This window comes from Virgibacillus necropolis (assembly GCF_002224365.1).
Classification (GTDB): Bacteria; Bacillota; Bacilli; order Bacillales; family Amphibacillaceae; genus Virgibacillus_F; species Virgibacillus_F necropolis.
This window is the reverse complement of the sequence record NZ_CP022437.1, coordinates 1,799,632-1,821,841: the sequence shown is the minus strand read 5'-3', so window position 1 is coordinate 1,821,841 and position 22,210 is coordinate 1,799,632. Positions and strand designations below refer to the sequence as shown.

24 protein-coding genes and 2 other annotated features are annotated in these 22,210 nt (G+C 35.4%); of the genes, 7 read left to right on the top strand and 17 right to left on the bottom strand.

Features of this window, described 5'->3' with window-relative positions:
* Nucleotides 1-412 precede the first annotated feature (412 nt).
* Nucleotides 413-1,150: a TrmH family RNA methyltransferase gene (locus tag CFK40_RS08495; protein WP_089531900.1), complete on the bottom strand. Its 738-nt coding sequence runs from the start codon at nucleotides 1,148-1,150 to the stop codon at nucleotides 413-415.
* Between the two features lie 100 nt (nucleotides 1,151-1,250).
* On the opposite strand from CFK40_RS08495, the gene sspI reads away from it, so the two are divergent.
* The 6 genes from sspI (at nucleotide 1,251) to CFK40_RS08465 (ending at nucleotide 7,135) form a co-directional block, all read left to right on the top strand.
* A complete protein-coding gene (sspI, locus tag CFK40_RS08490) occupies nucleotides 1,251-1,472 on the top strand; it encodes a small acid-soluble spore protein SspI (RefSeq protein ID WP_089531899.1) in 222 nt (73 codons plus the stop codon).
* A gap of 344 nt (nucleotides 1,473-1,816) precedes the next feature.
* Nucleotides 1,817-3,415 carry a DUF6583 family protein gene (locus tag CFK40_RS08485; RefSeq protein WP_089531898.1) on the top strand — a complete coding sequence of 533 codons (1,599 nt, stop codon included), beginning with the start codon at nucleotides 1,817-1,819 and terminating at the stop codon, nucleotides 3,413-3,415.
* Nucleotides 3,416-3,432: 17 nt separating this feature from the next.
* Nucleotides 3,433-4,656, top strand: a complete 1,224-nt coding sequence (locus CFK40_RS08480; RefSeq protein WP_089531897.1) for an ABC transporter permease — start codon at nucleotides 3,433-3,435, stop codon at nucleotides 4,654-4,656.
* Nucleotides 4,653-5,783 carry an ABC transporter permease gene (locus CFK40_RS08475; protein WP_089531896.1) on the top strand — a complete coding sequence of 377 codons (1,131 nt, stop codon included), beginning with the start codon at nucleotides 4,653-4,655 and terminating at the stop codon, nucleotides 5,781-5,783. Before CFK40_RS08480 ends, CFK40_RS08475 begins: the two co-directional genes overlap by 4 nt.
* Entirely contained in the window at nucleotides 5,776-6,447 is a 672-nt protein-coding gene (locus tag CFK40_RS08470) for an ABC transporter ATP-binding protein (protein ID WP_089531895.1), read from the top strand. The genes CFK40_RS08475 and CFK40_RS08470 overlap by 8 nt, the downstream gene beginning before the upstream one ends.
* 70 nt (nucleotides 6,448-6,517) lie before the next feature.
* Nucleotides 6,518-7,135, top strand: a complete 618-nt coding sequence (locus CFK40_RS08465) for a lytic transglycosylase domain-containing protein (RefSeq protein ID WP_089531894.1) — start codon at nucleotides 6,518-6,520, stop codon at nucleotides 7,133-7,135.
* Between the two features lie 52 nt (nucleotides 7,136-7,187).
* Here CFK40_RS08465 and CFK40_RS08460 read toward each other — a convergent pair whose 3' ends face one another.
* Together CFK40_RS08460 and CFK40_RS08455 are read right to left on the bottom strand one after the other, a co-directional pair.
* Nucleotides 7,188-8,273 carry a M42 family metallopeptidase gene (locus tag CFK40_RS08460; protein WP_089531893.1) on the bottom strand — a complete coding sequence of 362 codons (1,086 nt, stop codon included), beginning with the start codon at nucleotides 8,271-8,273 and terminating at the stop codon, nucleotides 7,188-7,190.
* A gap of 69 nt (nucleotides 8,274-8,342) precedes the next feature.
* The gene (locus tag CFK40_RS08455; protein WP_089531892.1) at nucleotides 8,343-8,822 is read right to left on the bottom strand and encodes a dUTP diphosphatase; all 480 of its coding nucleotides are present in this window, start codon (nucleotides 8,820-8,822) and stop codon (nucleotides 8,343-8,345) included.
* A 269-nt stretch (nucleotides 8,823-9,091) separates the two neighbouring features.
* On the opposite strand from CFK40_RS08455, the gene CFK40_RS08450 reads away from it, so the two are divergent.
* Complete coding sequence (locus CFK40_RS08450) at nucleotides 9,092-9,484, top strand: sigma-w pathway protein ysdB (protein WP_089531891.1); 393 nt, start codon at nucleotides 9,092-9,094, stop codon at nucleotides 9,482-9,484.
* Nucleotides 9,485-9,543: 59 nt separating this feature from the next.
* Here CFK40_RS08450 and CFK40_RS08445 read toward each other — a convergent pair whose 3' ends face one another.
* The 14 genes from CFK40_RS08445 to coaE form a co-directional block, all read right to left on the bottom strand.
* Nucleotides 9,544-10,116 carry a TVP38/TMEM64 family protein gene (locus tag CFK40_RS08445; RefSeq protein ID WP_089531890.1) on the bottom strand — a complete coding sequence of 191 codons (573 nt, stop codon included), beginning with the start codon at nucleotides 10,114-10,116 and terminating at the stop codon, nucleotides 9,544-9,546.
* Between the two features lie 241 nt (nucleotides 10,117-10,357).
* Nucleotides 10,358-10,624: a DUF1294 domain-containing protein gene (locus tag CFK40_RS08440; RefSeq protein ID WP_405196578.1), complete on the bottom strand. Its 267-nt coding sequence runs from the start codon at nucleotides 10,622-10,624 to the stop codon at nucleotides 10,358-10,360.
* A 349-nt stretch (nucleotides 10,625-10,973) separates the two neighbouring features.
* Nucleotides 10,974-11,330 (bottom strand): 50S ribosomal protein L20, encoded by a 357-nt coding sequence (rplT, locus tag CFK40_RS08435; RefSeq protein ID WP_089531889.1) that lies wholly within the window; start codon nucleotides 11,328-11,330, stop codon nucleotides 10,974-10,976.
* 76 nt (nucleotides 11,331-11,406) lie between these two features.
* Nucleotides 11,407-11,601 carry a 50S ribosomal protein L35 gene (gene rpmI / locus CFK40_RS08430; RefSeq protein ID WP_089531888.1) on the bottom strand — a complete coding sequence of 65 codons (195 nt, stop codon included), beginning with the start codon at nucleotides 11,599-11,601 and terminating at the stop codon, nucleotides 11,407-11,409.
* Between the two features lie 30 nt (nucleotides 11,602-11,631).
* Nucleotides 11,632-12,135 carry a translation initiation factor IF-3 gene (gene infC / locus CFK40_RS08425; RefSeq protein ID WP_152640161.1) on the bottom strand — a complete coding sequence of 168 codons (504 nt, stop codon included), beginning with the start codon at nucleotides 12,133-12,135 and terminating at the stop codon, nucleotides 11,632-11,634.
* A gap of 61 nt (nucleotides 12,136-12,196) precedes the next feature.
* Nucleotides 12,197-12,325, bottom strand: a sequence feature (ribosomal protein L20 leader region).
* 74 nt (nucleotides 12,326-12,399) lie between these two features.
* Nucleotides 12,400-14,346, bottom strand: coding sequence for a threonine--tRNA ligase (gene thrS, locus CFK40_RS08420; protein WP_089531886.1), 1,947 nt, complete (start codon nucleotides 14,344-14,346; stop codon nucleotides 12,400-12,402).
* A 52-nt stretch (nucleotides 14,347-14,398) separates the two neighbouring features.
* Nucleotides 14,399-14,624: a binding site (T-box leader), on the bottom strand.
* 57 nt (nucleotides 14,625-14,681) lie between these two features.
* Complete coding sequence (gene ytxC / locus CFK40_RS08415; protein ID WP_089531885.1) at nucleotides 14,682-15,533, bottom strand: sporulation protein YtxC; 852 nt, start codon at nucleotides 15,531-15,533, stop codon at nucleotides 14,682-14,684.
* Nucleotides 15,534-15,666: 133 nt separating this feature from the next.
* A complete protein-coding gene (gene dnaI, locus CFK40_RS08410; RefSeq protein WP_089531884.1) occupies nucleotides 15,667-16,602 on the bottom strand; it encodes a primosomal protein DnaI in 936 nt (311 codons plus the stop codon).
* 30 nt (nucleotides 16,603-16,632) lie between these two features.
* On the bottom strand, nucleotides 16,633-17,964 hold the full coding sequence (locus tag CFK40_RS08405) for a replication initiation and membrane attachment family protein (RefSeq protein WP_089531883.1): 1,332 nt from the start codon (nucleotides 17,962-17,964) through the stop codon (nucleotides 16,633-16,635).
* A gap of 25 nt (nucleotides 17,965-17,989) precedes the next feature.
* On the bottom strand, nucleotides 17,990-18,454 hold the full coding sequence (gene nrdR, locus CFK40_RS08400) for a transcriptional regulator NrdR (protein WP_089531882.1): 465 nt from the start codon (nucleotides 18,452-18,454) through the stop codon (nucleotides 17,990-17,992).
* Nucleotides 18,455-18,478: 24 nt separating this feature from the next.
* The gene (locus CFK40_RS08395; RefSeq protein WP_089531881.1) at nucleotides 18,479-18,865 is read right to left on the bottom strand and encodes a cytosolic protein; all 387 of its coding nucleotides are present in this window, start codon (nucleotides 18,863-18,865) and stop codon (nucleotides 18,479-18,481) included.
* A 259-nt stretch (nucleotides 18,866-19,124) separates the two neighbouring features.
* Nucleotides 19,125-19,502 (bottom strand): adenosylmethionine decarboxylase, encoded by a 378-nt coding sequence (speD, locus tag CFK40_RS08390; protein ID WP_089531880.1) that lies wholly within the window; start codon nucleotides 19,500-19,502, stop codon nucleotides 19,125-19,127.
* 882 nt (nucleotides 19,503-20,384) lie between these two features.
* On the bottom strand, nucleotides 20,385-21,416 hold the full coding sequence (locus CFK40_RS08385) for a glyceraldehyde-3-phosphate dehydrogenase (RefSeq protein WP_089531879.1): 1,032 nt from the start codon (nucleotides 21,414-21,416) through the stop codon (nucleotides 20,385-20,387).
* Nucleotides 21,417-21,591: 175 nt separating this feature from the next.
* Complete coding sequence (coaE, locus tag CFK40_RS08380; RefSeq protein ID WP_089531878.1) at nucleotides 21,592-22,191, bottom strand: dephospho-CoA kinase; 600 nt, start codon at nucleotides 22,189-22,191, stop codon at nucleotides 21,592-21,594.
* Between the last annotated feature and the right edge of the window lie 19 nt (nucleotides 22,192-22,210).

Sequence of the window (22,210 nt, the reverse complement as noted above, 5' to 3'; positions counted from 1 at the left end):
CGCGGTACCACCCTTGTTGACACACAAAAAATATGTCCAACTTGAACCTGATAACGGATATAATCCGGGACACCTTTACTTGTGCTGTCTAGCTCCAGCACCCAGCGACTAGTGGACTTCCTTCACCTCCGTACGATAAGTCAACATCGGTTCGCTTACGCTCACCGTGTTTCCTTTATCTCCTGCGGTTTAGTCCAGTCCATACGTCGCTAAACGGGCGCTTGCGCTTTTCTTATAAGGTCTAAGTGCCAGCTCCAGAGTGAATGATTACCAATTAAAATAGTAGAAATGCTTCCAATCTAAGGCATTTCCTTCCTGAACTATTTTTTAATCGTTAATCTGCTCTTTCATAGCTTACTTTAAATAATAATTTTGTCTTTATTATAGATAATTAATACGTTTCTTGCAAGTGTTATCCGCTAATATGATACATAAGAATTCCAGCTGCAACACTAACATTTAGGGATTCAGCTTTACCATGAATAGGAATATTCACATTATAATCAGCTAAATCAATTAATGATTGATCTACTCCATTGCCTTCATTTCCTACTAATAACCCCATTTTGTTGTCTACTATTGCTTTCTTATACGGTTGTGCATTTTCAAGTGACGTAGCCCAAACTGTAAACCCTTCTTCTTGAAGAGACGGAATTTTCAAAGCTAAATTTTCGTGAAAAACTGGAATATGGAATAATGATCCCTGAGTAGAACGGATTGTCTTATTATTATACAAATCGACTGAATGATCGCCGATAATTACAGCATCAAATCCAACTGCATCAGCTGTTCGTATCATAGTCCCTAGGTTCCCAGGGTCTTGTATGGAATCAAGTAACAGAGCTGTTTTGACGTCAACCCAATTTGGTTCCTTTACTTTTACAATACCGGCAATTCCTTGAGGGGTTTTTGTATCTGTTATATGTTGAAAAACATTGTTTGCTACAATAGTGGTCAAATATTGATTTGCAAAATCGGGCACCATTGTACCATCTTGTACAATAATCTCTGCCATCTGCCAATCGCTATTATGTACTTCCGCAACTAAATGTTCACCTTCGACTAAAAACAGTCCAGCTTTCACCCGAAACTTTTTCATTTTTAATTTTGCCCAATTTTTCACTTGAGCATTTTGTATTGACGTTATCATTAAATCGCATCCTCATTACTTTATATACTTATCATACATATTTCAAACAATGTAGGTCAAACTATATTCAGTTAATAATTATTATTAAGGAGTGAATAAGATGGATTTGAATCTTCGTAAAGCGATTCTGTCAAATATAGCGACAAACGATCAAGAACAGTTGGAAGAAACCATTGTAGACGCTATACAAAACGGCGAAGAGAAAATGCTACCAGGACTTGGGGTTATATTCGAATTAATTTGGAAACAGTCAGATGAGACAGAGAAGAAAGAAATGATTGACGCTTTAGAACAAGGTGTCAAAACCACAACTCAAGGCTAAACCAAAAGATAGATGCTAAAATGTAGCATCTATCTTTTTTTATTCAAAAATAATTAAAAAGAACTACTATTTTCGTTAAAGCTCGACAAATGCCTTTACGAAAGATAACACCGAAAAACAATTTACAAATAGCACCATATATAAAGGTATAAAGAACTATTTATTTCTATTTAATTAAAGATGTTCAAAGGACTATAGACCCATAACTTTTATAACTTGAAATGGAACATATTGACTATTTCTATTTGCAATGTAAAATGAATTTATATAAGTTTGTAATTCATCACGTAATCACATCATAGATATGATTACACCTATAAAAGTAAAGGAAGAGGTTTTGTTACATGGGCGAATCAATATCACAGAATAACCGTAGAAAAGGTACATCAAAAAAATTTTTAATCTTCATTATTACTGCAATATTAATTATTGGCGGAAGCGTTGCTGCTTTTGTTCTTTTAAATGTTTCTGATAAACAAAACTATTTTTTGGCAGAAAAAAATAGCTTCGAGGTAATTGGAGAGCAATTTGAAAAACGGTTTGAACAAGAGCTTAATTGGCAGGAAAAAGTACAAGAAAATCCGACTGAATCAACAATGGAACTTTCCGCTACGTACAATGATCCAGCTGCTGGTACTTCTCCATTTGGACCAGCGCAAATTATCAACAATTCAACGTTAACAATTAACAATTCAATGGATCTTAAAGAAAAGAAAATGGCTACAGAAATCAGCGGTGCATTTGGTGGGATTACTATTGATGGGTTAAACCTTTATCTCACTTCTGAAAAGCTTTTAGTTGAACTACCTTTCCTCAAAGAATTGCTTCAAATTAAAGAAGGCGATATTGGTAAATTACTACATGAGGTAGATCCTACTATGTACTCTGGAAAAGAAAAAATTGATTTCGATACATTTTTTAACGGATCAAAAGTTTTATCTGAGGATGATCAAGAGTATTTAAAAAAGGAATACCTAGAAATGGTGTATGATAAGTTGCCAGATGATGCATTTAAAGCGACTGATGAAACTGTAGAAGTAAATTCAGAATCAATTGATGCCGAAAAGATCACATTCCAATTAAACGAAAAGCAAGTAAAAGACCTTCTTTCCTCTGTAATGGAGAAAATGAAGGATGATAAGCGATTAAAAGAGATAATTCGTGAACAGCTTGCAGTACAATCACTAGGTGCGGGAGTTTCAACTTCAAGCATAGCCCCATCAGTGGAAAACGATATTGATCAAATGATAAAAGAATTTGAAACAACCCTAGATAAGGCTATAAAAGGACTTGAAACATTTCAAATTCCAGATGGATTGAATTCTACCATTTGGGTTAAGGATGAGCAGATAGTTAAGCGTGATTTCTCACTATCTATGGGTCCCTCTAAAGATGAACTAGTAACCTTTGAAATAAATGGTACACAAACGCTAGGCGAAACCGATCAAACATTTGACTATACAATAGGTGCTGTTGAAAATGGTCAAGATTCATCAATGACAATAACTGGGGATTTATCTTGGAAGGATAATAAAGCAGATGATTCTATCAAACTAGTTGCTGGTGATTTTGAAGCAGCTTATACAGGTAACTCAACCCTAATAGATGGAAAGCGAGAGTTTGAACGTGTATTCACCTTCAAAACTAGACCAGATCAAGGGGAATTAAATTGGTCAGGTAATGCGACATATAACGAGGACAAAATGAATTCTGAACATACTTTTGCAGTTCAAGTTCCAGGTATGGCTGAAGATGCACTAAGTCTTCACGTAGCCAATGATGCAAAATTAATTAAACAAGTTGAAATCCCTAAAGACCCAGAAGTTAAAGATATAGGAAGTATGAGTGTAGATGAGATTATGCAGTATTTCCAAGTAGAAGTAGCACCACAATTTCAGCAGTGGATGATGGGAATAATGGGTGGAAATCTTAACGGATTATAAGAAACGGGTGTATGTAAATGCTTTTCTTTCATCACGTATTTCTGTTTGTAAAAAATAATGTAAAACAGTTACAGAGGAAGTGGCCATCACTTCCTCTGCTTTTTCTATTTCCAATTATAATGGTTGGATTGTCTGCGTATATAGTCCTATCATTTTTTGTACCAGAAGATAACAAAACCATTCATGTTGGATTAATTGATCATGACCAGTCAAGGGAAACAACGATGGTAATTGAACTAATAGAAGAATCGTCCCAATTAAACAATTTTATTCAACTAGAGGCCATGTCATCAAAAGAAGCAAAACAAGCCCTTAAAAATAATAATTTAAGTGCGTACATAACTTTTCCAGAAAACTTTACTGACAACTTATATAATGGCACACCAGTCACACTAGATATAATTGGCAATCCAACTAAACCAATTGAAAGCTTCTTAGCAAGAGAACTGATAGATAGTGTTTCCCGTCACATCAAAACGGCCCAGGCCAACATACTAACGATCAACTTTTATGCGCAACAACTAGAAATGGACGAGGAAACACGTAATGACTTTTTATTCAAGAAGTTTACCGAATTCGTATTTTATACCTTAGGAAAAGATAAGATTTTAGATGAAGAAATGCTTACAAATAATGCCGCAAGTTCTCCTGTAAAGTACTATGGACTCGGTGGCTTATTTATTATAATTACAGTTTGGTTGCTTACCTTTTACTCTATTTTAACTCGGGAAGATGAAGCACAAATGAAGAATCGAATGCGATTATACAATGTAACCCACACCAATCAATTAGTAGCTAAAATAATCGTATCATGGTTGGCAACAATCTTTTTTACTAGTATCATCTTTTGCGGATTTATTACGTTATTCGATATACAACTCTTCTTTAGTGATTATAGAAAAATCGCGATATTGATTTTCATTTATAGTTTTGTGTTTTTACTTGGCCTTGCCATTATCGAAGTTATTCTAACAGCACCAAAAATTCGGCTATTAACTCAGACTTTATATACAGGTATTCTTTTATTGGTAAGTGGTGCAATCGTACCAACCCTCTATTATCCAATTTATGTCCAAGATATTCTACCATATAGTTTTGCTTATCAAGCGTTTCATTGGTTGCAGGAAATTATTTTAAATAATCGTGTATATGTAGATTATCTACCCCTAGCGCTCTATTTAATTATTAGTGCCCTTATCTTTTTAGGGTTATCTACTTGGAAGGAGCGTGTTTCGCAATGAAAAGTGTGATAGAAGCACGTTTTTTACATATGAAAAAACATTGGTTTAGTCTCCTGTTTTGGCTATTGATGCCTTTAATGGCCACAATTGGTATTACATCCATTCTTGATACTGTGCAGGGTGACAGCAAAATCCCTGTAGGCATCGTGATTGAAGACGACAATAAAATCACAAAGGAATTATATAATGAAATATCGTCCACATCATTTATAAAAGCAAGGGAACTTACCAAAGATGTAGCGTTATATCAATTAAAAAAACATGAGATTGATAGTGTATTTGTGATACACAGCGATTTTGCTACTCAGGTACGCGAAGGAAACAGAAGCCACATCATTACAAGCTATCAAACTAATCAATCATTGGCCTACACACCTGTGAAAGAAATGATTCTGTCCTATGTTCAGCAAGAAACAGGTCGATCAAAAACAGCTTATATTATTAGGGAACTGGCAGATGATTATCACTCAAATTCAGAATGGTCATGGGAGGAAATCATTTCGAAAAGTAAAGAAATACAAGAAGATGAAAATCTGTTGCAAACCTCTTTCTCCTTCAGCAGGGCAGACTCACAATCAACAGAAGACATCCCTTTATGGAATATCTGGGGTATCTGGAGTATCCTCAGCATGTTATCTACATTGCTCCTTTTTGATTGGATCGTCAGGGAAAATCAATCCACTGTTGTACCGAGGTTTGCATTTATGGGCATAAGCTTTAAGGGATATTTGGTTAGAAGTTTGGGATTCTATAGCTTTTCACTAATTTTAGTGGATAGTATCACCTTGTATGTTTTTCACTCGCTTCACCATGTAGAAATTAATCTTTCTTTTATTGTCGGCATGGCGTGCTATCGTTTCGTACTTCTCCTAGGTGCATTTTTGTTAGCACTTCTATTTAAAAATATATTCCGTTACTATGTGATTTCTTTTGCGATTACATCATTAACAATGATTAGTAGCGGTGCAATCCTACCAATAACTGGAGTATTATCAAAATGGCCATGGTTTACTGCAATTAATCCATTAGCACCCATTCTTACAGGGAGTATCATAAACTTTTGGCCAGGATTTTTATTAATTGCAACTATCATTTGGTCTGTACGAAAGGAGAGGCATTATGCTTAACGTATCATCGTTATCCAAATCTTATGGTAACAACAAAATATTAAATTCCGTATCATTTACAATAAGTCCAGGAGAAATTGTTGGTCTTGTTGGTGAAAATGGCGCTGGCAAATCTACACTATTAAAAATTCTAGCAACGTTATCAAAACCAACTGACGGAACAATTTCTCTACATGCTAATATGTTCGATGAAAACATTAAAAAGATCAGGAGAAAGATAGGATTCGTTCCCCAAGAAATTGCCATTTGGGAAGAATTTACCGTTCAAGAAAACATGGTGTTTTTTGAAAAGTTATCGACTGTAAAAAAAACACATGATGAACTACAGCAATTATGCTTAGACATGAAATTAGACAAATGGAAAGAACCGGTTAAACGGTTGTCTGGTGGTATGAAAAGAAAGTTAAATTTAGCGATTAGCCTTATACACGATCCTGAAGTTTTATTATTAGATGAACCTACAGTAGGAATCGATTTGAAATCCAAAAATGAAATAAGCGCTTATTTACAAAAACTCGCTAAGGAAAAAAACACCTTGATTCTTTTTACCTCGCATGATATGGATGAAATAATGAATTTATGTGATCGGATTTTATGTATGGGGACAGACCCCTTTTATTCAAATCTGTTAATTGAAGCCGGAAATGAGCCAATATTATTATAACTATTTTATTGCATCTGTATTAGCTTACGGCTAAAATATAGACAAGTAGCAGTGAAAGGAGAAAAGCATAATGGAAATACAAAACTTACAAAACATGCTTAAACATCAGGCCATGTCAATCATGTCATCTTCTGATAGCTCAACGTCTTATAATTCTCCTTTAATTGATCTAGCATTTAAGCATCTATTACAAGAAAGAATCAATCAAGCAGAAACGAAACAACAAACTAACACGGTATACAATCGTGCAACACCCTTCCCTTCCATCACTACATATAATCCGGTAAGTACAATGGGAAGTACTGTTTCACCAACAAGATTTGATTCAATTATTACCGAACAGGCGAATAAATATGGTATTGATGAAAAACTTATTCATTCTGTTGTTGAAGCGGAATCAAATTACCATGCTAACGCAAAAAGTAGTGTTGGCGCACTCGGACTTATGCAATTAATGCCGGCAACTGCCCGAGGTCTTGGTGTTAATAATCCGTTAGATCCATCTCAGAACATTGAAGGTGGAACAAAGTATTTAAGTCAAATGCTAAATCGGTATAACGGAAATATTGAATTAGCATTAGCTGCATACAATGCAGGACCTGGTAACGTTGATAAGTATCAAGGAATACCACCGTTTAAAGAAACCCAAAACTATATAAAAAAGGTCATGAATAATTACCTTACGTAACAAAAAAGAACAGTAGCGAAAATTGCTACTGTTCTTTTTATGGTTAGTGCTACTAGGATAAAACAATTTCTTTTACTTTATCGTTGTCTAATTTCTTAATTGCTTCTACAATCAATTTTACTGCGTTTTCGAAATCATCTCTGTGTAAAATCGCAGCATGTGAATGAATGTATCGTGTCGCAACTGTAATAGATAACGATGGTACACCATTTGCTGTTAAATGAATAGAACCTGAGTCTGTTCCGCCTCCAGCCATTGTTGCATATTGGTACGGGATATTATGCTCGTCAGCAGTGTTAATAATAAAGTCACGAACACCTTTATGTGAAATCATTGACGCGTCATATAAAATGATTTGTGGTCCATCCCCAAGTTTACTATCAGCATCTTTATCAGATACACCAGGCATATCGCCAGCAATACCTACATCAACGCCAAAACCGATATCTGGCTTGATGGCATGTGTAGAGGTTTTTGCTCCACGTAAACCAACCTCTTCTTGAATTGTACCAACACCGTAAACAACATTTGGATGATCAGTACCTTTTAACTGCTTTAATACTTCAATAGCAATTGCACAACCGATACGGTTATCCCATGCTTTAGCTAATAGCATTTTTTCATTTTTTAATTGAGTAAACTCAAAATACGGTACAACAGAATCGCCTGGCTTAACACCGAATTCCATTGCTTCTTCTTTGCTTGATGCACCAATATCAATGAACATATCTTTTACTTCTACTGGCTTTTTCCGTGCTTCAGGTGATAAAACGTGCGGTGGTTGTGATCCAATAATTCCTGTTACGTCACCTTTACTAGTCATAATCGTAACGCGTTGAGCCAGCATAACTTGTCCCCACCAGCCACCAACTGTTTGAAAATATAAAAATCCTTTATCATCAATGCGGCTAATCATAAATCCGACCTCATCAAGGTGCCCAGCAACCATAATTTTAGGCCCGTTTTCATCACCGGTTTTCTTTGCAATTAAGCTACCTAAGTTATCAGTGAAAACTTCATCTGCGAATGGTGTAATATATTTCTCCATTACATCTCTTGCTTCTTTTTCATTACCTGGAATACCTTTTGCATCCGTTAAATCTTTAAACATGGTCAGTGTTTCATCTAATTTTGGCATATGTACTTCCTCCTTAAGGTTAATCCACTATTAAGTATAACTTTGTTTAGAAAAATAACAAAACATTTACTAGTAACCTTGTTCTTGTCTAACATAATTTTTTTCATTTTTCTTTTTATACGCATCCATAATTGACTTCTCGTCAAAACCTAAAATGTCACCTAAAACCAAAAAGCTATGGAACATATTGATATAATTTGTATGTGTTGTTTTCTCATGAAAAACTACACATTGGCGGTACAGCATATTAAACTGATTAGTTGCAGACTTATTGGTTGAATAATCGCTCTCTGATTCATATCGATAACCTTTTTCAATTCCTAGTGATAAAATAAAATGAAGACCATCGACGTATTCTTCAAGGATGGTGTTCCTATCACTTGGTGCCTTTGTACTCCAAAACTTAAAGCACCTTGTCTCGTTTGCGAGCTCGCCTAATTCAACAAGTAATGCAAGATATTTTGACTCAAATTTCTCGTTTATATCATGTTTTTTTTCAATATGACTATCTAGCTGTTTTTGCATCGAAAATAATTTATCCCAGTCCATGTATTATCCCCCGTTTCACTTTTTCGCAGTTTGAAGGGCAGAAAACCCCTCACCTCAAAGATTAAAGTAGACCGAGAGTTATAGGTGAGGGATACCTGCCCGTACAAGCCCGATTGGTTCAACTAACATTCAGTGGGGAAAAAGAAAATTCCCACTGAATGAAGTTTCACTTTATAATGATTGTATCATGAAAAACTTTCGAAATGTGAAACCTGAAGCAGGCTTCTATCGTATTAAAGAGTAATAAACTTTCAAGGGGACGGTTGAATATGATTATAATTTTATTTCGGATTCTACTATTGATTGCGATTATTCTTCTCGTCTACACGTTTTATCAATATTACCGAAGTCCAAAACGTAAATTAAACATCGCCAAAGCCAATAATGATTTCTATTTTTTGGATCAACAGGACAATAATAAAAAAAATATCCAGTTCGTTTACAAGGGTTGTTCGTTTGAAGGGGAAAAATACTTGGGTACAACCGAACAAGCCTTTGAAGTTGTAGATATCCATGTATTCGTTTGTGAATCAATGGAACTAAAGGGATTTACGCGGGATGATTTATACTTTTTGGAAAAAGAAATGCTAATTCGATATCCATATGCCAAGATTGAGTGGAAGCATCCGGTTAATAAGTTGGTATTAACCCCACTTGAATAATAATAATCATGTAGTATTAAAATAAGAAGGAACCCACAAATCGTGGATTCCTTCTTATTTTACGTACGTATTGGGAAAAACTCATTCCATTTAATAATAACTTCTTTTCTTCTTAAAATATAAATAAGCGGTAACAATGAAAGCAGAAACACGATGATATAAAAAGGGGATAAGTTCGAAATCCATTTCCCTATAGATGTATAAATAAAGGCTAAAGGGATGTTGGTTAATAATGATGATCGGGTATAATCTTTAAATCCTTCCGTCACTTCAATTAAACATAATGATAAAAGATGAAAGTGAATAAATGGTACAAGTCGAAGTATGGCAATTTGTGAAGTGGTCAACTCTGAATGCTTCCCAATTAGTTTTCCTTTTAAATGAACAAGCTTTTTAAACGTTTTTGGCATCCATCGAATTAATCCATAGAAGCCTACACTTGATAACGTAATGCCTATAATCGAATACACAGTTCCTGCCACTGCACCAAACAGTATTCCACCTGAAATACAGATAAATACTACTGGAAGAAAGAACAATGGTCTTAGTAAATGAAAACTGATGAATAATAGTGGTGCGAAAATACCTCCTGTTTCAACCACCGCCATTAGATAACTGCCAAACAGTTCCATACCATGCCTCCTCTGCGTGCCTCTGCCAACCTTTACAGCATGTTAAAAACCACTTAATACATATATATGACATAAGACGAGCCTTTATGACATTCGAAGAACAATAAAAGAAATTCCATTCAGTGTTTTCACCTTACCCACTAAATGTTAGTTGAACCAACCTTAGCTTTTATAAGCAGTTATCCCTACCTAAAAACTAAAAACGATCTAACTTCAATTTTTAAGATGGGGTTACTACCTGTCAAACTGCGATAAACACAATCACAATTTGTACAATTAAAATAATAGGCATACCAATTTTGAATAGTCGATGCTTCGTTTTATGTCTAAAATAACTCATTCCTATCATTGCACCTATGGACCCTCCTACGATAGCCATTAGCCAAAGTCTATTCTCAGGTATACGCCACTTTTTTTTTACCGCCCTTCTTTTATCGATTCCCATAAAAACAAAAGCAATTATGTTTACGATAACAAGATACCAAGTAATTACCATTTCTATATTCATTAGATTATTCCTCTTCTTGTTTATTAGAAAACTTGGCTTATCGCCAAGCTTTATGGCGAAAGCCTTAGTTGCACTTATACTGATATCCACTAAAAGTTTATCTTTCCTATCAGTATAGAAAATGACCAAATCCGTTAATGAATTTGGTCATTTCCTATAAATTATTGTCTAGCTGCGGCTGCTAGCAGCTGCCGTCATAAGCAATGAACAATCGCCTTCGCTTTTCTTTGTCTAGCTACGGCTCCTAGCGACTAGCAAATAGTTAGTCCTGATGAATGTACGGAAAGTTCACCGTACTTTCACAGTCCTATCTATTTGTACGTCGCTGAACAGTCGCCTTCACTTTTCTTTATTTAATAGCTGATTTTGCTTTTTCTGCTAGTTGACCGAAAGCTTTTTCATCGTTAATAGCTAAGTCAGACAACATTTTGCGGTTTACTTCAATACCAGCAACTTTTAATCCGTGCATCAATTTGCTGTATGAAATGTCATGTATGCGTGCTGCAGCATTAATACGTGTGATCCATAGTTTACGGAAATCACGTTTTTTCTGTCTACGGTCACGATATGCATACTGACCTGATTTCATTACTTGTTGTTTAGCTGTTTTAAATAGTGTGCGTTTTGAACCATAATAACCTTTTGCAAGTTTTAGTACGCGTTTACGACGAGCGCGCGTAACTGTTCCACCTTTTACACGTGGCATATTAATTCCCTCCTAATACAAATCTATATCATTGTATATCCGTTTAATTTTAGTTTTAGTAGCGTATTATAACAGCTTACTTTGGAATCATTGCTTTGATGCGTTTGTAGTCTCCTGCAGATACAAGAGTAGTTTTACGTAATTTACGCTTTTGTTTTTGTGATTTATGTGCAAACATATGACTTGTGTAAGCGTGTGAACGTTTTAATTTTCCAGATCCAGTTCTTTTAAAACGTTTTTGAGAACCTTTATGGGTTTTCATTTTAGGCATGTAGAGTTCCTCCTTGTAAACATATAAGAATTATTTTTCGACTATAGGTGCAAGCATAATGAACATATTACGACCTTCCATTTTCGGTTTAGATTCAACCGTTGAAACGTCTTTACATTCTTCTACCAATCGGTCTAATACTTGCTGTCCAAGCTCTTTGTGTGTTATTGCACGACCACGAAAGCGTACAGCTGCTTTTACTTTGTCACCTTTTTCAAGGAACTTTCTTGCGTTCTTTAATTTGGTTACAAAATCATGTTCGCCAATTCCAGGTGTGAAACGAACTTCTTTCACGTTAATAATTTTTTGATTTTTGCGTGCTTCTTTTTCTTTCTTTTGTTGCTCATAACGATGTTTTCCATAGTCCATGATACGACCAACTGGTGGTTTTGCATTAGGTGCAACCAAAACTAAATCTAAGTTTCTAGTTTGAGCAATTTCTAAAGCCTCTTGACGTGATTTAACACCAAGTTGATCACCGTTTGAATCGATTAGACGTACTTCTCTCGCACGAATTTTTTCATTGACATTCATATCTTTGCTAATAGCCAGCCACCTCCAAAGTAGTGTAAAGTAACCCTGATCCTTCATTGACAAGCACAAAAAAATGCGGGCACAATATATGCACCCACACGACTTTAATCATTTATTTAAAGAAGTTAGAAACCAGCCAACTGCATGTATGCGTTGAACAGGTGAGAAGCGGGTGCCTCTACTTGTCTCAGATCATTTAATTTTATTCAACTACAATAATATACCATTATTTAATGAACTTGTCAAACAACCCTTGTATAAAAGTTATTTTCGTAATGTTTTATTCTTAATTTCTTCGGTAATTAAGTTTTCAAACTCCTGATAACCGATTGTCTCCGAATTTTTCTCACCATATCTACGTACGTTAACTGCATTTTCTTCTATTTCGTTATCACCAACAACTAATCCAAACGGTACTTTTTGTGTTTGAGCTTCGCGAATTTTATAGCCTATCTTTTCATCACGTTCATCTACTTCTACACGGATACCTTGTAGTCTTAATTTATCTTCTATATTCCTAGCATAGTCTAAATGGACGTTTGGAGATACTGGAATTACTTTTACTTGGACTGGAGACAACCATGTTGGGAAGGCTCCTTTATATTCTTCAAGAAGGAATGCAACGAAACGTTCCATCGTTGATACGACACCTCGGTGGATAACGACTGGACGATGTTCTTTTCCATCCTCTCCGATATATGTTAAGTCAAAACGCTCTGGTAAATGGAAATCCAACTGAACAGTTGACAATGTTTCATCTTTTCCTAGTGCAGTTCTGACCATAACATCAAGCTTAGGTCCGTAAAATGCAGCTTCACCCTCCGCCTCTACATAATCAAGGTTCATGTCTTCCATTGTTTCTTTTAACATTGCCTGTGCTTTATCCCACATCGTATCATTGTCCACATATTTTTCCTTATCTTCAGGATCACGATACGATAAACGGAAATAATATTCACCAATGCCAAAGTCTTCGTACACTTTTTGGACTAGCTCAACTACACGAATAAATTCTTCTTTCAATTGATCTGGACGAGCAAATATATGGGCATCATTTAATGTCATTGCCCGAACACGCTGTAAGCCTGCGAGTGCTCCGCTCATTTCGTGACGATGCATCGTACCTAACTCTGCAATCCGAACTGGTAAATTACGATAACTGTATAGTTGGTTCTTATAAACCATCATATGATGTGGACAGTTCATCGGACGTAAAACTAAATCCTCATTATCCATTTCCATTGTTGGAAACATATCATCCTTGTAATGATCCCAGTGACCACTAGTTTTATATAGTTCTACACTACCTAAAACTGGCGTATATACATGGTCGTAACCTAAACGCTCTTCTAAATCAACGATATATCGTTCAATGTTACGACGAATTGTTGCACCCTTAGGTAACCATAATGGTAAACCTTGCCCCACTTTTTGGGAAACTGTAAATATCTCTAATTCTTTTCCTAACTTACGGTGATCACGTTCTTTACGTTCCTCTACAATGCGTAAATACGCTTCAAGCTGGCCTGTTTTCTCAAATGCTGTTCCATAAATACGTTGCAGCTGTTGATTATTACTATCTCCACGCCAATAAGCCCCAGAAATACTTAACAATTTAAAAGCTTTAATTTTGCTTGTAGAAGGCACATGTACACCTCTACAAAGGTCAAAAAATTCCCCTTGCTTGTAGATGGTAACCTGTTCATTTTCAGGAATTGCATCAATTAGTTCAAGCTTCAAGTCATCGCCAATGTCGCGAAACATCTGCTTTGCTTCTTCTCTAGAAACCTCAATACGTTCGATTTCTAAATTTTCATCGACAATCCGTTGCATTTCCTTTTCGATTTTAGGAAGATCCTCTGGAGTAATCGATTTTTCCATGTCCATGTCATAATAAAAACCTTCTTCGATTACAGGTCCTACACCGAATTTAACATTTTTATATAAACGTTTTATTGCTTGGGCCAATAAATGTGCTGTTGAATGCCTTGCAACTTCTAAACCTTCTTGATTTTTATACGTAACAATTTCTATTTTTCCACCATGATCAAGCTCACGTCGTAAATCAACTAACTTACCATCCAATTTAATTGCTAATGCTTGTTTTTTTAATCCAGGTGATATAGAGAATGCTACTTCTTCACCAGTAGTCCCATTAGGGAAGTCTTTGCTAGCCCCGTCTGGAAATATAATTGCGATGTCTGCTGCCATGAAAATCACTCCTTCGATATAATAAAAAAGCGCCCATCCCTCTGCACAATTGCAAAGGGACGAGCGCTTAACACGTGGTTCCACCCTGATTCCCGCGATAAATTAATCACGGCTTCATAATCTTTAACGCAGAATATACGCTGCTAGTTACTAGTAGTTTCAATAGCAGAGTTCAAAGGTGGTAATCATTTGTTGTATATGAGGAAGTTTTCAGCCACAGACTTCCTTCTCTAATCATTACAATTATCAAACAATCTTGTCCCTATCATTACCAAATATTGATTTAAATATATAATTTTCATTATAGCGCCTACAAATTATATTTGCAAGTAACTTTATAGTTTTTTTAAGTATTGAGGAAATGGAAAATTTACCAGCGGTTCAAATTCCACACGCTCTTGAAATACATTAATAATCGTTAATGTTTTTGGTTCAACTGGATTATCCCCATAAATTTTTATCGTCTCAGGTGCCATTGCTATAAGTGGAGATAAGTTCTTTTCGTTACTATCTAAGCCGACGATATACAATGGTTCCTGTTGCATAATCATGTGTAATTCCATATTGGTAATTCGTTTACCGTTTGAATTAAAAAAAGTAAAAGGGTCTCCTTGAATCATATAAATAGTTGGAATGAGCGCCTTCTTTTTCGCAATATATTCTCTAAGTGCGTTTACAAAGGATAGATGATCCTCTTCACGCTTCAACTCATCGATAGCTAGTCCAGTAAAGCACTTGATAAGCTCTTTAAATGGTTTTATACGGAACTTTACTAATGAGTCATAGTGAACCGTTCCAGAGCTTTTTATCATAGTAATAAATAATGATTCCAAAAATAAACCAGGATCTTCGGTATCTGTTAGATCTATATTTTCATCATCTCCCCCAGTAATGATCCAATGTGTTAGATCCAATATTTTATCGATTTCGTCATGGTTTGTGTAATAATATACACCTTGAATAACAGATCGTATCATATTAGACAAGCGGTGATGCATGAATACATCAACTAGTGCTCTCGCAATTGAATCAAGTGATGTATCATCAACTTCCTCAATCTCAATTTGTAAATGATTCCCCCATTCTTCACTCGTTTTCCAATGTAATTCAATTTTCTTGTTAATTTGAAATAATGATTCGCAAAAACTGATTACCTCTTTATCTGACTCCATATAAATATCCAGCAAAACATATCACCCTCACAAAACCAAGCTGATACATTATATGGAAAGATTGACTAAAAAATGTATAAAGAAAAAAACTACCATATTTTTTAATTGGTAGTTTTGCGTATCTATCTATTTCTTATAGCTATTTCTTTTAGTTATTTCTTCTATTTTCCCCAGAAATTTGTACTTCTTTACTTACTTGTTTGATACGTTCAATAATTCTTCCGGCTTTTACTGTTTCTACAGCTCCCCGATTTGTTTTAGCTAATTGACCCTCTAATTGATCTAAATTGTAATTTGAGGTAAAAAAAACCGGAAGTCCTTCCATCATACGATATTGCAATATAGATCCGAGAATTTCATCACGAAACCATGCTGACTGAGATTCAGCTCCTATGTCATCGATCATCAATACTTCTGCTTTTTTGAAATACTCAATTTTGGTATTTATCGAGTCATCTTTTAGAGAGGCTTTAATTTCTCTTACAAACTCTGGCATATATATGATCATAGAAGCAATATTCCTTTTCCTTAATTCATTTGCAATCGCTCCAAGAAAAAACGTTTTTCCAACCCCAAATGGACCATAAAAGTAAATCCCTTTAGATGGAAGGCCTGATGAATTAACATGAACAAGAAACTCATCGATCGCATCAATAGCTTTCATTCTTTGTCCATCACTTTGAAGTGTCGCCATCGATGCATGTAGTATTTCTTTTGGCATATAAAGACTTTGTATCAATTTCTGTTGATGCTTTTGTTTTTCGTGTGCTAAATGGTTATGGCATTTTTCATATTGTATATGAATTTCATTGTTATCGGTTTTCAGGATTGGTGAGTATCCATTCAACATATTAATACAACTACCAAATGAATTACACTTATCGCATTGTTTCGATTGTGTTTTATACTCATATAATTTAATTAAGTTTTTATCAATTTCCTGCCTTGTTAATTCAGGGTGAAGCGAAAGAAATTCTTTAATCTCCGGGTCCTCTAAAACTTCATTTTTTATCTTTATATAGTTCTCTTTAAAATTCTTGTTTTCGTTCATCCATTTTTTTAATGTCGATTGGACTGGTTTCATATCAATCATCCTTGGAAATGATTATTTTTGTTACTCGGTAGAATACTTTTTTAATATAGCTTCCATTCTTTCTTTGTCTTCAGCTGTTTCCCCATCATTTTTATTTGCTGTATCTTTCACCTTTTTTTTGTTTCTATCTTTGAACCAATCTGGTACTACTTCATTAGAGTAATTTTTGGAGTATGATTGCCTCGGTGATGGTGGGGTTGTTGATTTTTGATAGCGATTTTTCTCTTTTTTTGCAAAAACCATCGCTTCTTTTGCGGTTTTCAGATTAGCACGTGACCAATGACTTGCTATTTTTTCTAAATAAGCTTTTGATAGTTTCATGTTTGATTGTAGCAATACAAAGTGAATCAGTACGTTCATAACAGGCGAAGGCAATCCCTGTGTTGTCATTACTCCACGAATCACTCGCATATCTTGCTCAGATGCATGATTACCACTAGACAAGTCTTCTAACAATTGCTTAGGTGAAATCACTTCTAGATGCTGAACAAGCTGTTCTTCCTGTGTTTGTGGTGCCGAAGTTGGCACTTCTTTTGGTCTCACCTTATCTGTTAACTTGATAGTAGTTGTATTATATTTAGATTTAAATATATCATGGCAAGCATTCTTAAACTCTTCGGTATGTAACATATTTTCATCACTTAGAGCCCATAACATACTTTTTTCAATTTCGTGAGAATCTAATTCATATAACTTCATCATTTGCATAATAAGTTGTTTATTAGACACTGTAAGAATATTTTTCGCTGGAATCATTCGTTGCTCTAACATTCTCTTAATCCAGGAAAAATCTATCGGATTTATGGCTGGTTCATTCTGTTGATTATATGCTGTATTCATTGTTGTATTATAAGGTTGAAACGTTTGAAATACATCGTTAAATTCAACTGTAATATTTTTCCCAGGTTGAAGTGGTTGTTTTCTGTCATAACGCTGTTTTAAATGATCAAATTTTTCTTCACCCAAATGGTAATAAAGTAATTGGGCCAACATTTCATCTCTGAAAAATTCACTTGGAGAAAATGGTGCCTGTAATTCATACGTATAAACTGTCCGTTCGCTTACCAGTCTTTCATAGGTTTTCATTAAGCCAATGCCCTCTAACTTAAGTCGTGCTCGATAGATCTCATCTAGAGGCATGTTTAAGTAATTCATTAATGTGTGGTGTGTTTGTGGTTCCTCTGAATTCTGTACGTCCATCTCGTGTAATAATGTCATGAAAAGTGAAATAGATTCAGTTCCTATTAATGGTTGATATAAATGTGTCATTGATTTTTCATAGTCTACTGGCAGACTCTTTTTTTGCGATACATAATATCCATCCACTGGTAAGACCTTCCCAATAACATTCATAACCCAAACTCCTTCTTCATTGCAATTACTGTTTCTTATCTGTCTTTATTAAATCCTTCAATTCATCTAAAAAGACACTAATATCCTTGAATTGACGATATACTGAGGCGAAACGTACATATGCTACTTCATCAACCTTTGCTAGTCGATCCATTACCATTTCCCCTATTTCTTTACTTTCCACTTCAGACGCTCCAGTATCTCGTAACTGTTTTTCCACGTCTAATGCAATTGATTCTATCTTTTCAAGTGGGACAGGTCTTTTTTCACACGATCTTATCAAACCACGAATTAGTTTTTCTCTACTAAATTCTTGTCTCGCTCCTTCTTTTTTCACAACAATCAAGGGTATTGCTTCTATTCTTTCAAACGTGGTAAAGCGAAATCCGCATTGCTCACATTCTCTTCTGCGGCGAATTGATCTACCTTCTTCAATTGGTCGTGAATCAAGAACCTTTGTACTTTTATAGTCACAATTAGAACATCGCATCTTGCTCCACCCCGTCCCTGTTTTCTAAGAATAATTTTTCGTTTCAATATAAGGTAATTCTTTGTTTAATTGATTATATAACTGTTCAATAATCCGTGAACTGTTTCCAAAGTCAAAAGGCAACACTGTTTCAGTTGTAACTGAAAAATCAATTGCAGTATTATACGGCCGAACAGAAATGACCGTGGATATGATAAATGTCTTCTTATAATAAAGACTAATTTCCCCGTGCTCTTTTGAAATAGAATGTATCGAATAGAGCTGTGATTTCGAATACAAGTCTTCTAGTTTAGCAAGAGCTTTATCTTTTGTCGTTTTATAATAATGAGTTTGCAGTGATGTATCCAGATGGTTGTCCCTTGTCTCTGCATGGTTACTCAAATATTTCGTTAAAGTTTGCTTGAATGACATCGCCGGACACCTCATCATATTATGATAAATTTATTTATACTACAACATATTTTAACATGTTTTAGAGGAATTAACTAATCAAAAAAAGCTGATTAAACTTATCCCGTATCGAGATGATCGATAGGAGAGAATGTCTAATCAACTTTTATTTTTACATCAATTTTTTTATACGTGTTCAAAAGTCGCCAAATTAGAAATAAGAACACAAGCAAAGCGGAGAAGTTCGTAGTTTATCATTTGGTGACTTTTTGAACATCCTCTATAAGACCTGAAATTGGTTTACCTTTACCGGTCCCATTCCACGTGGTACTTCTACTTTTTCATATGTCTTTGCTTCTAATGAAGTTGCAATATGCTCTGCAGCAACATTCGGATCAATAATATCCCCGCACGTATATACGTCAATGCTTGCATATCCATGCTCTGGAAAACTGTGAATAGTCAAATGCGATTCCGAGATAATTACTACTCCACTTACACCATGTGGTGCAAATTTATGAAAAGCAACTTCCCGAATTTCAGCACCCGCTTTTAATGCTGCATCGACAAATGTGCGTTCAATTAATGCCATATCATTTAATTTATCTATATTACATTCCCATAATTCTGCTATAACGTGTCTTCCCATTGTGTCCATAGTATTTCCCCCTCAAAACGTATTGTTAAGTCCTTCTATTTGTTACTTTCACCATACCACGGGGGAAAGTTAGTCCAAAGAGGTCCTAACCCTTTAAGTAGATGTATTGGATTATAGAAGGTCACAAAGAAGTATAAACCGTTTTTTTTATTTTTGCAATATGTTTCGATAAGAAAAAGTGACCATATTAGAAAAGCGCAAACGCCTTGGCCAGCCACGACAAGTTTAAGACGAATCTCTTAGTGATGGTTTTTATCACAAGGCTGTTTTCTAAAAGATTGTTGTTTTTGACACAAGAAATATAAACTACGACGTAAGTATTTTGTTTGGTGGTTGGACAACCGTTCCGGAAATCCACTTCGCTTTCCGCGGGCTCGCGATGAGCCTCCTCGTGAGAAAACCGCTCACTGCGGGGTCTCATCGTCTTCGCTTTCTAAGCAGGAGTCTACGTGGATTTCCTTCACTAGAGTTGAGCTTAACAATTTCAATTTATTTGATTGTTTATATCACACAACGCAGCCAGCAATTTATGGCAGTTGTTTGGAGCGGAGGACCGTTGACTCCTGCGGGAATAGCACGTTCTGAAGACCCCGCAGAGTGGGTTTCTCGAGGAGGCTGAAGCCGTGCCCGCGGAAAGCAACGGTCCGCAGCGGAAAACAACCAGCAGTTACGTTGTAATGTATTTCCGTAGCGGTTAGTTACGTCGCATTTTATATCAACTTCGGTGGTACTGAGCAACAAACTATACGAAAACAGCCTATCACAAAGAAATTTGACTTAAAACCTCGAGGCGCTGGAGCTAGACAGATAATCGCCAAAATTTTATACTTTTTGTGCTCTTAGAAATCTAACCTTGAAAGGAAAATTCCTTCCAAGGTTTTTTTAAGAAATTTTTACTTGTTCTTGGTTCAAATAACTTCCTACATATTTTGTAAGATCAATAACTCGGTTTGAATAACCCCATTCATTGTCATACCATGCTAGGACTTTGATCTTATTATCTTCCATTACCATTGTTGAAAGTCCATCTATAATTGCGGAATACTCTGTAGATGTATAGTCAATTGATACCAATGGCTCGTCACTATATTTTACAATACCATTTAAATTACTTGCTCCTGCCCGCTGAAATGCTTTATTTACATCGTCAGCTGAAACAGATTTTTCCACATCTACTACAAGATCAACTAAAGATACGTTTGGTGTAGGTACACGTAAAGACATTCCGTGTAGTTTTCCATTCAGATGTGGTAAAACTAAGCCTAGTGCCTTCGCAGCACCAGTTGAAGTTGGAATGATAGATTGTGTACAACCTCTTGCACGACGTAAATCTTTATGTGGATTATCTAAATTATTTTGATCATTTGTAAATGCGTGTACAGTCGTCATGAGACCATTGATAATTTTAAAATTGTCATCAAGTACTTTGACAACTGGTGCTAGACAATTTGTTGTGCAGGACGCATTCGAAATAACATGTTCCTTTTCTGGATTATACGTCTCGTGATTAACCCCCATAACAATTGTGTTATCTACATTTTTACCTGGAGCTGAAATGACAACTTTTTTTGCGCCTGCTTGTAAGTGTAGCCCAGCGCCTTCCTTATTATTAAACTTACCAGTAGCTTCGATTACAATATCTATCGCGTGATCTTTCCACGGTAATGTTTTTGGGTCACGTGAATCAACAAGGTGGATGGTTTTTCCGTCAACTTCTATACTGTTCTGAAGCGTTTTCACTTCACCATCAAAAATTCCATGTACACTATCATACTTAATTAGATGCGCAAGTGTTTCTGGAGGATAGCTTGCATTAATTATTACAACATCTAATTGGCTGTCTTTAATTGCTTGACGAAAGACCATTCGACCAATCCGACCAAATCCATTTATGGCAATTCGGGTTTTATTCATTTAAAGTCCTCCTAAATATGCTATACTTTTTAACCTTTAATAATAAATAGTATAACATATTCTTTGAAAAATGTGTCTTGAAATAGGATAATTTTATGACAAAAATATGGATATAGACGTTAATAACATCTATATCCATGTTTAATATTATAGGCTAACTTACGAAAAGAGCATGTTATATAATTTTCCAAACTTGTAATAAATCGTCTAACTGTTCTCTTGTTTTTTCTTTTGTCCCGTTATTATCTATAACTACATCAGCTAACTCTGCCTTCTCCTCTAGTGATAACTGAGAATTTATCCTCGAATTTGCATCAGCCACCAAAGAATTATCTCGCTTCATTAGTCGATCCAACTGCGTTTCTTTGTTTACATAGACAACGACAGTTTTATCAACGAAATGTGTTAACTTACTTTCAAATAATAATGGAATATCCAGTACAACACAATTTGCACCGCCAGCAATGTAATCATCTTTTTGCTTAAGCATTTTTTTCCGAACCGCAGGATGTACAATTTCATTTAATTCAGTTCGTTTTTCTTTATCAGGAAAAATGATAGCACCTAATTTTTTACGATCAACCGTTTTGTCCTCAAGTAAAATTTCTTCACCGAATGTCTCAACTATTTGTTGGTAAGCCTCTTCACCTGGACAAACGACATCTCGTGAAATTTTATCAGCGTCTACGACAGGTATATTATAATCATGAAACATCGTTGATACCGTACTTTTGCCACTAGCAATACTTCCGGTTAGACCTATAATCAATGCCATTGTCATATATACTCCTTTG

Excerpts from the sequence above, each read along its gene's own strand:
- CFK40_RS08440 (WP_405196578.1), bottom strand. The coding sequence starts at position 10,624 with ATGAATATAGAAATGGTAATTACTTGGTATCTTGTTATCGTAAACATA.
- dnaI (WP_089531884.1), bottom strand. The coding sequence starts at position 16,602 with ATGAAACCAGTCCAATCGACATTAAAAAAATGGATGAACGAAAACAAG.
- CFK40_RS08445 (WP_089531890.1), bottom strand. The coding sequence starts at position 10,116 with ATGGAACTGTTTGGCAGTTATCTAATGGCGGTGGTTGAAACAGGAGGT.
- sspI (WP_089531899.1), top strand. The coding sequence starts at position 1,251 with ATGGATTTGAATCTTCGTAAAGCGATTCTGTCAAATATAGCGACAAAC.
- coaE (WP_089531878.1), bottom strand. The coding sequence starts at position 22,191 with ATGGCATTGATTATAGGTCTAACCGGAAGTATTGCTAGTGGCAAAAGT.
- rpmI (WP_089531888.1), bottom strand. The coding sequence starts at position 11,601 with ATGCCTAAAATGAAAACCCATAAAGGTTCTCAAAAACGTTTTAAAAGA.
- infC (WP_152640161.1), bottom strand. The coding sequence starts at position 12,135 with ATGAATGTCAATGAAAAAATTCGTGCGAGAGAAGTACGTCTAATCGAT.
- CFK40_RS08450 (WP_089531891.1), top strand. The coding sequence starts at position 9,092 with ATGATTATAATTTTATTTCGGATTCTACTATTGATTGCGATTATTCTT.
- rplT (WP_089531889.1), bottom strand. The coding sequence starts at position 11,330 with ATGCCACGTGTAAAAGGTGGAACAGTTACGCGCGCTCGTCGTAAACGC.
- CFK40_RS08455 (WP_089531892.1), bottom strand. The coding sequence starts at position 8,822 with ATGGACTGGGATAAATTATTTTCGATGCAAAAACAGCTAGATAGTCAT.
- CFK40_RS08460 (WP_089531893.1), bottom strand. The coding sequence starts at position 8,273 with ATGCCAAAATTAGATGAAACACTGACCATGTTTAAAGATTTAACGGAT.
- CFK40_RS08495 (WP_089531900.1), bottom strand. The coding sequence starts at position 1,150 with ATGATAACGTCAATACAAAATGCTCAAGTGAAAAATTGGGCAAAATTA.
- CFK40_RS08485 (WP_089531898.1), top strand. The coding sequence starts at position 1,817 with ATGGGCGAATCAATATCACAGAATAACCGTAGAAAAGGTACATCAAAA.
- CFK40_RS08395 (WP_089531881.1), bottom strand. The coding sequence starts at position 18,865 with ATGTCATTCAAGCAAACTTTAACGAAATATTTGAGTAACCATGCAGAG.
- CFK40_RS08465 (WP_089531894.1), top strand. The coding sequence starts at position 6,518 with ATGGAAATACAAAACTTACAAAACATGCTTAAACATCAGGCCATGTCA.
- thrS (WP_089531886.1), bottom strand. The coding sequence starts at position 14,346 with ATGGCAGCAGACATCGCAATTATATTTCCAGACGGGGCTAGCAAAGAC.
- CFK40_RS08385 (WP_089531879.1), bottom strand. The coding sequence starts at position 21,416 with ATGAATAAAACCCGAATTGCCATAAATGGATTTGGTCGGATTGGTCGA.
- nrdR (WP_089531882.1), bottom strand. The coding sequence starts at position 18,454 with ATGCGATGTTCTAATTGTGACTATAAAAGTACAAAGGTTCTTGATTCA.
- CFK40_RS08405 (WP_089531883.1), bottom strand. The coding sequence starts at position 17,964 with ATGAATGTTATTGGGAAGGTCTTACCAGTGGATGGATATTATGTATCG.
- CFK40_RS08475 (WP_089531896.1), top strand. The coding sequence starts at position 4,653 with ATGAAAAGTGTGATAGAAGCACGTTTTTTACATATGAAAAAACATTGG.
- CFK40_RS08470 (WP_089531895.1), top strand. The coding sequence starts at position 5,776 with ATGCTTAACGTATCATCGTTATCCAAATCTTATGGTAACAACAAAATA.
- speD (WP_089531880.1), bottom strand. The coding sequence starts at position 19,502 with ATGGACACAATGGGAAGACACGTTATAGCAGAATTATGGGAATGTAAT.
- CFK40_RS08480 (WP_089531897.1), top strand. The coding sequence starts at position 3,433 with ATGCTTTTCTTTCATCACGTATTTCTGTTTGTAAAAAATAATGTAAAA.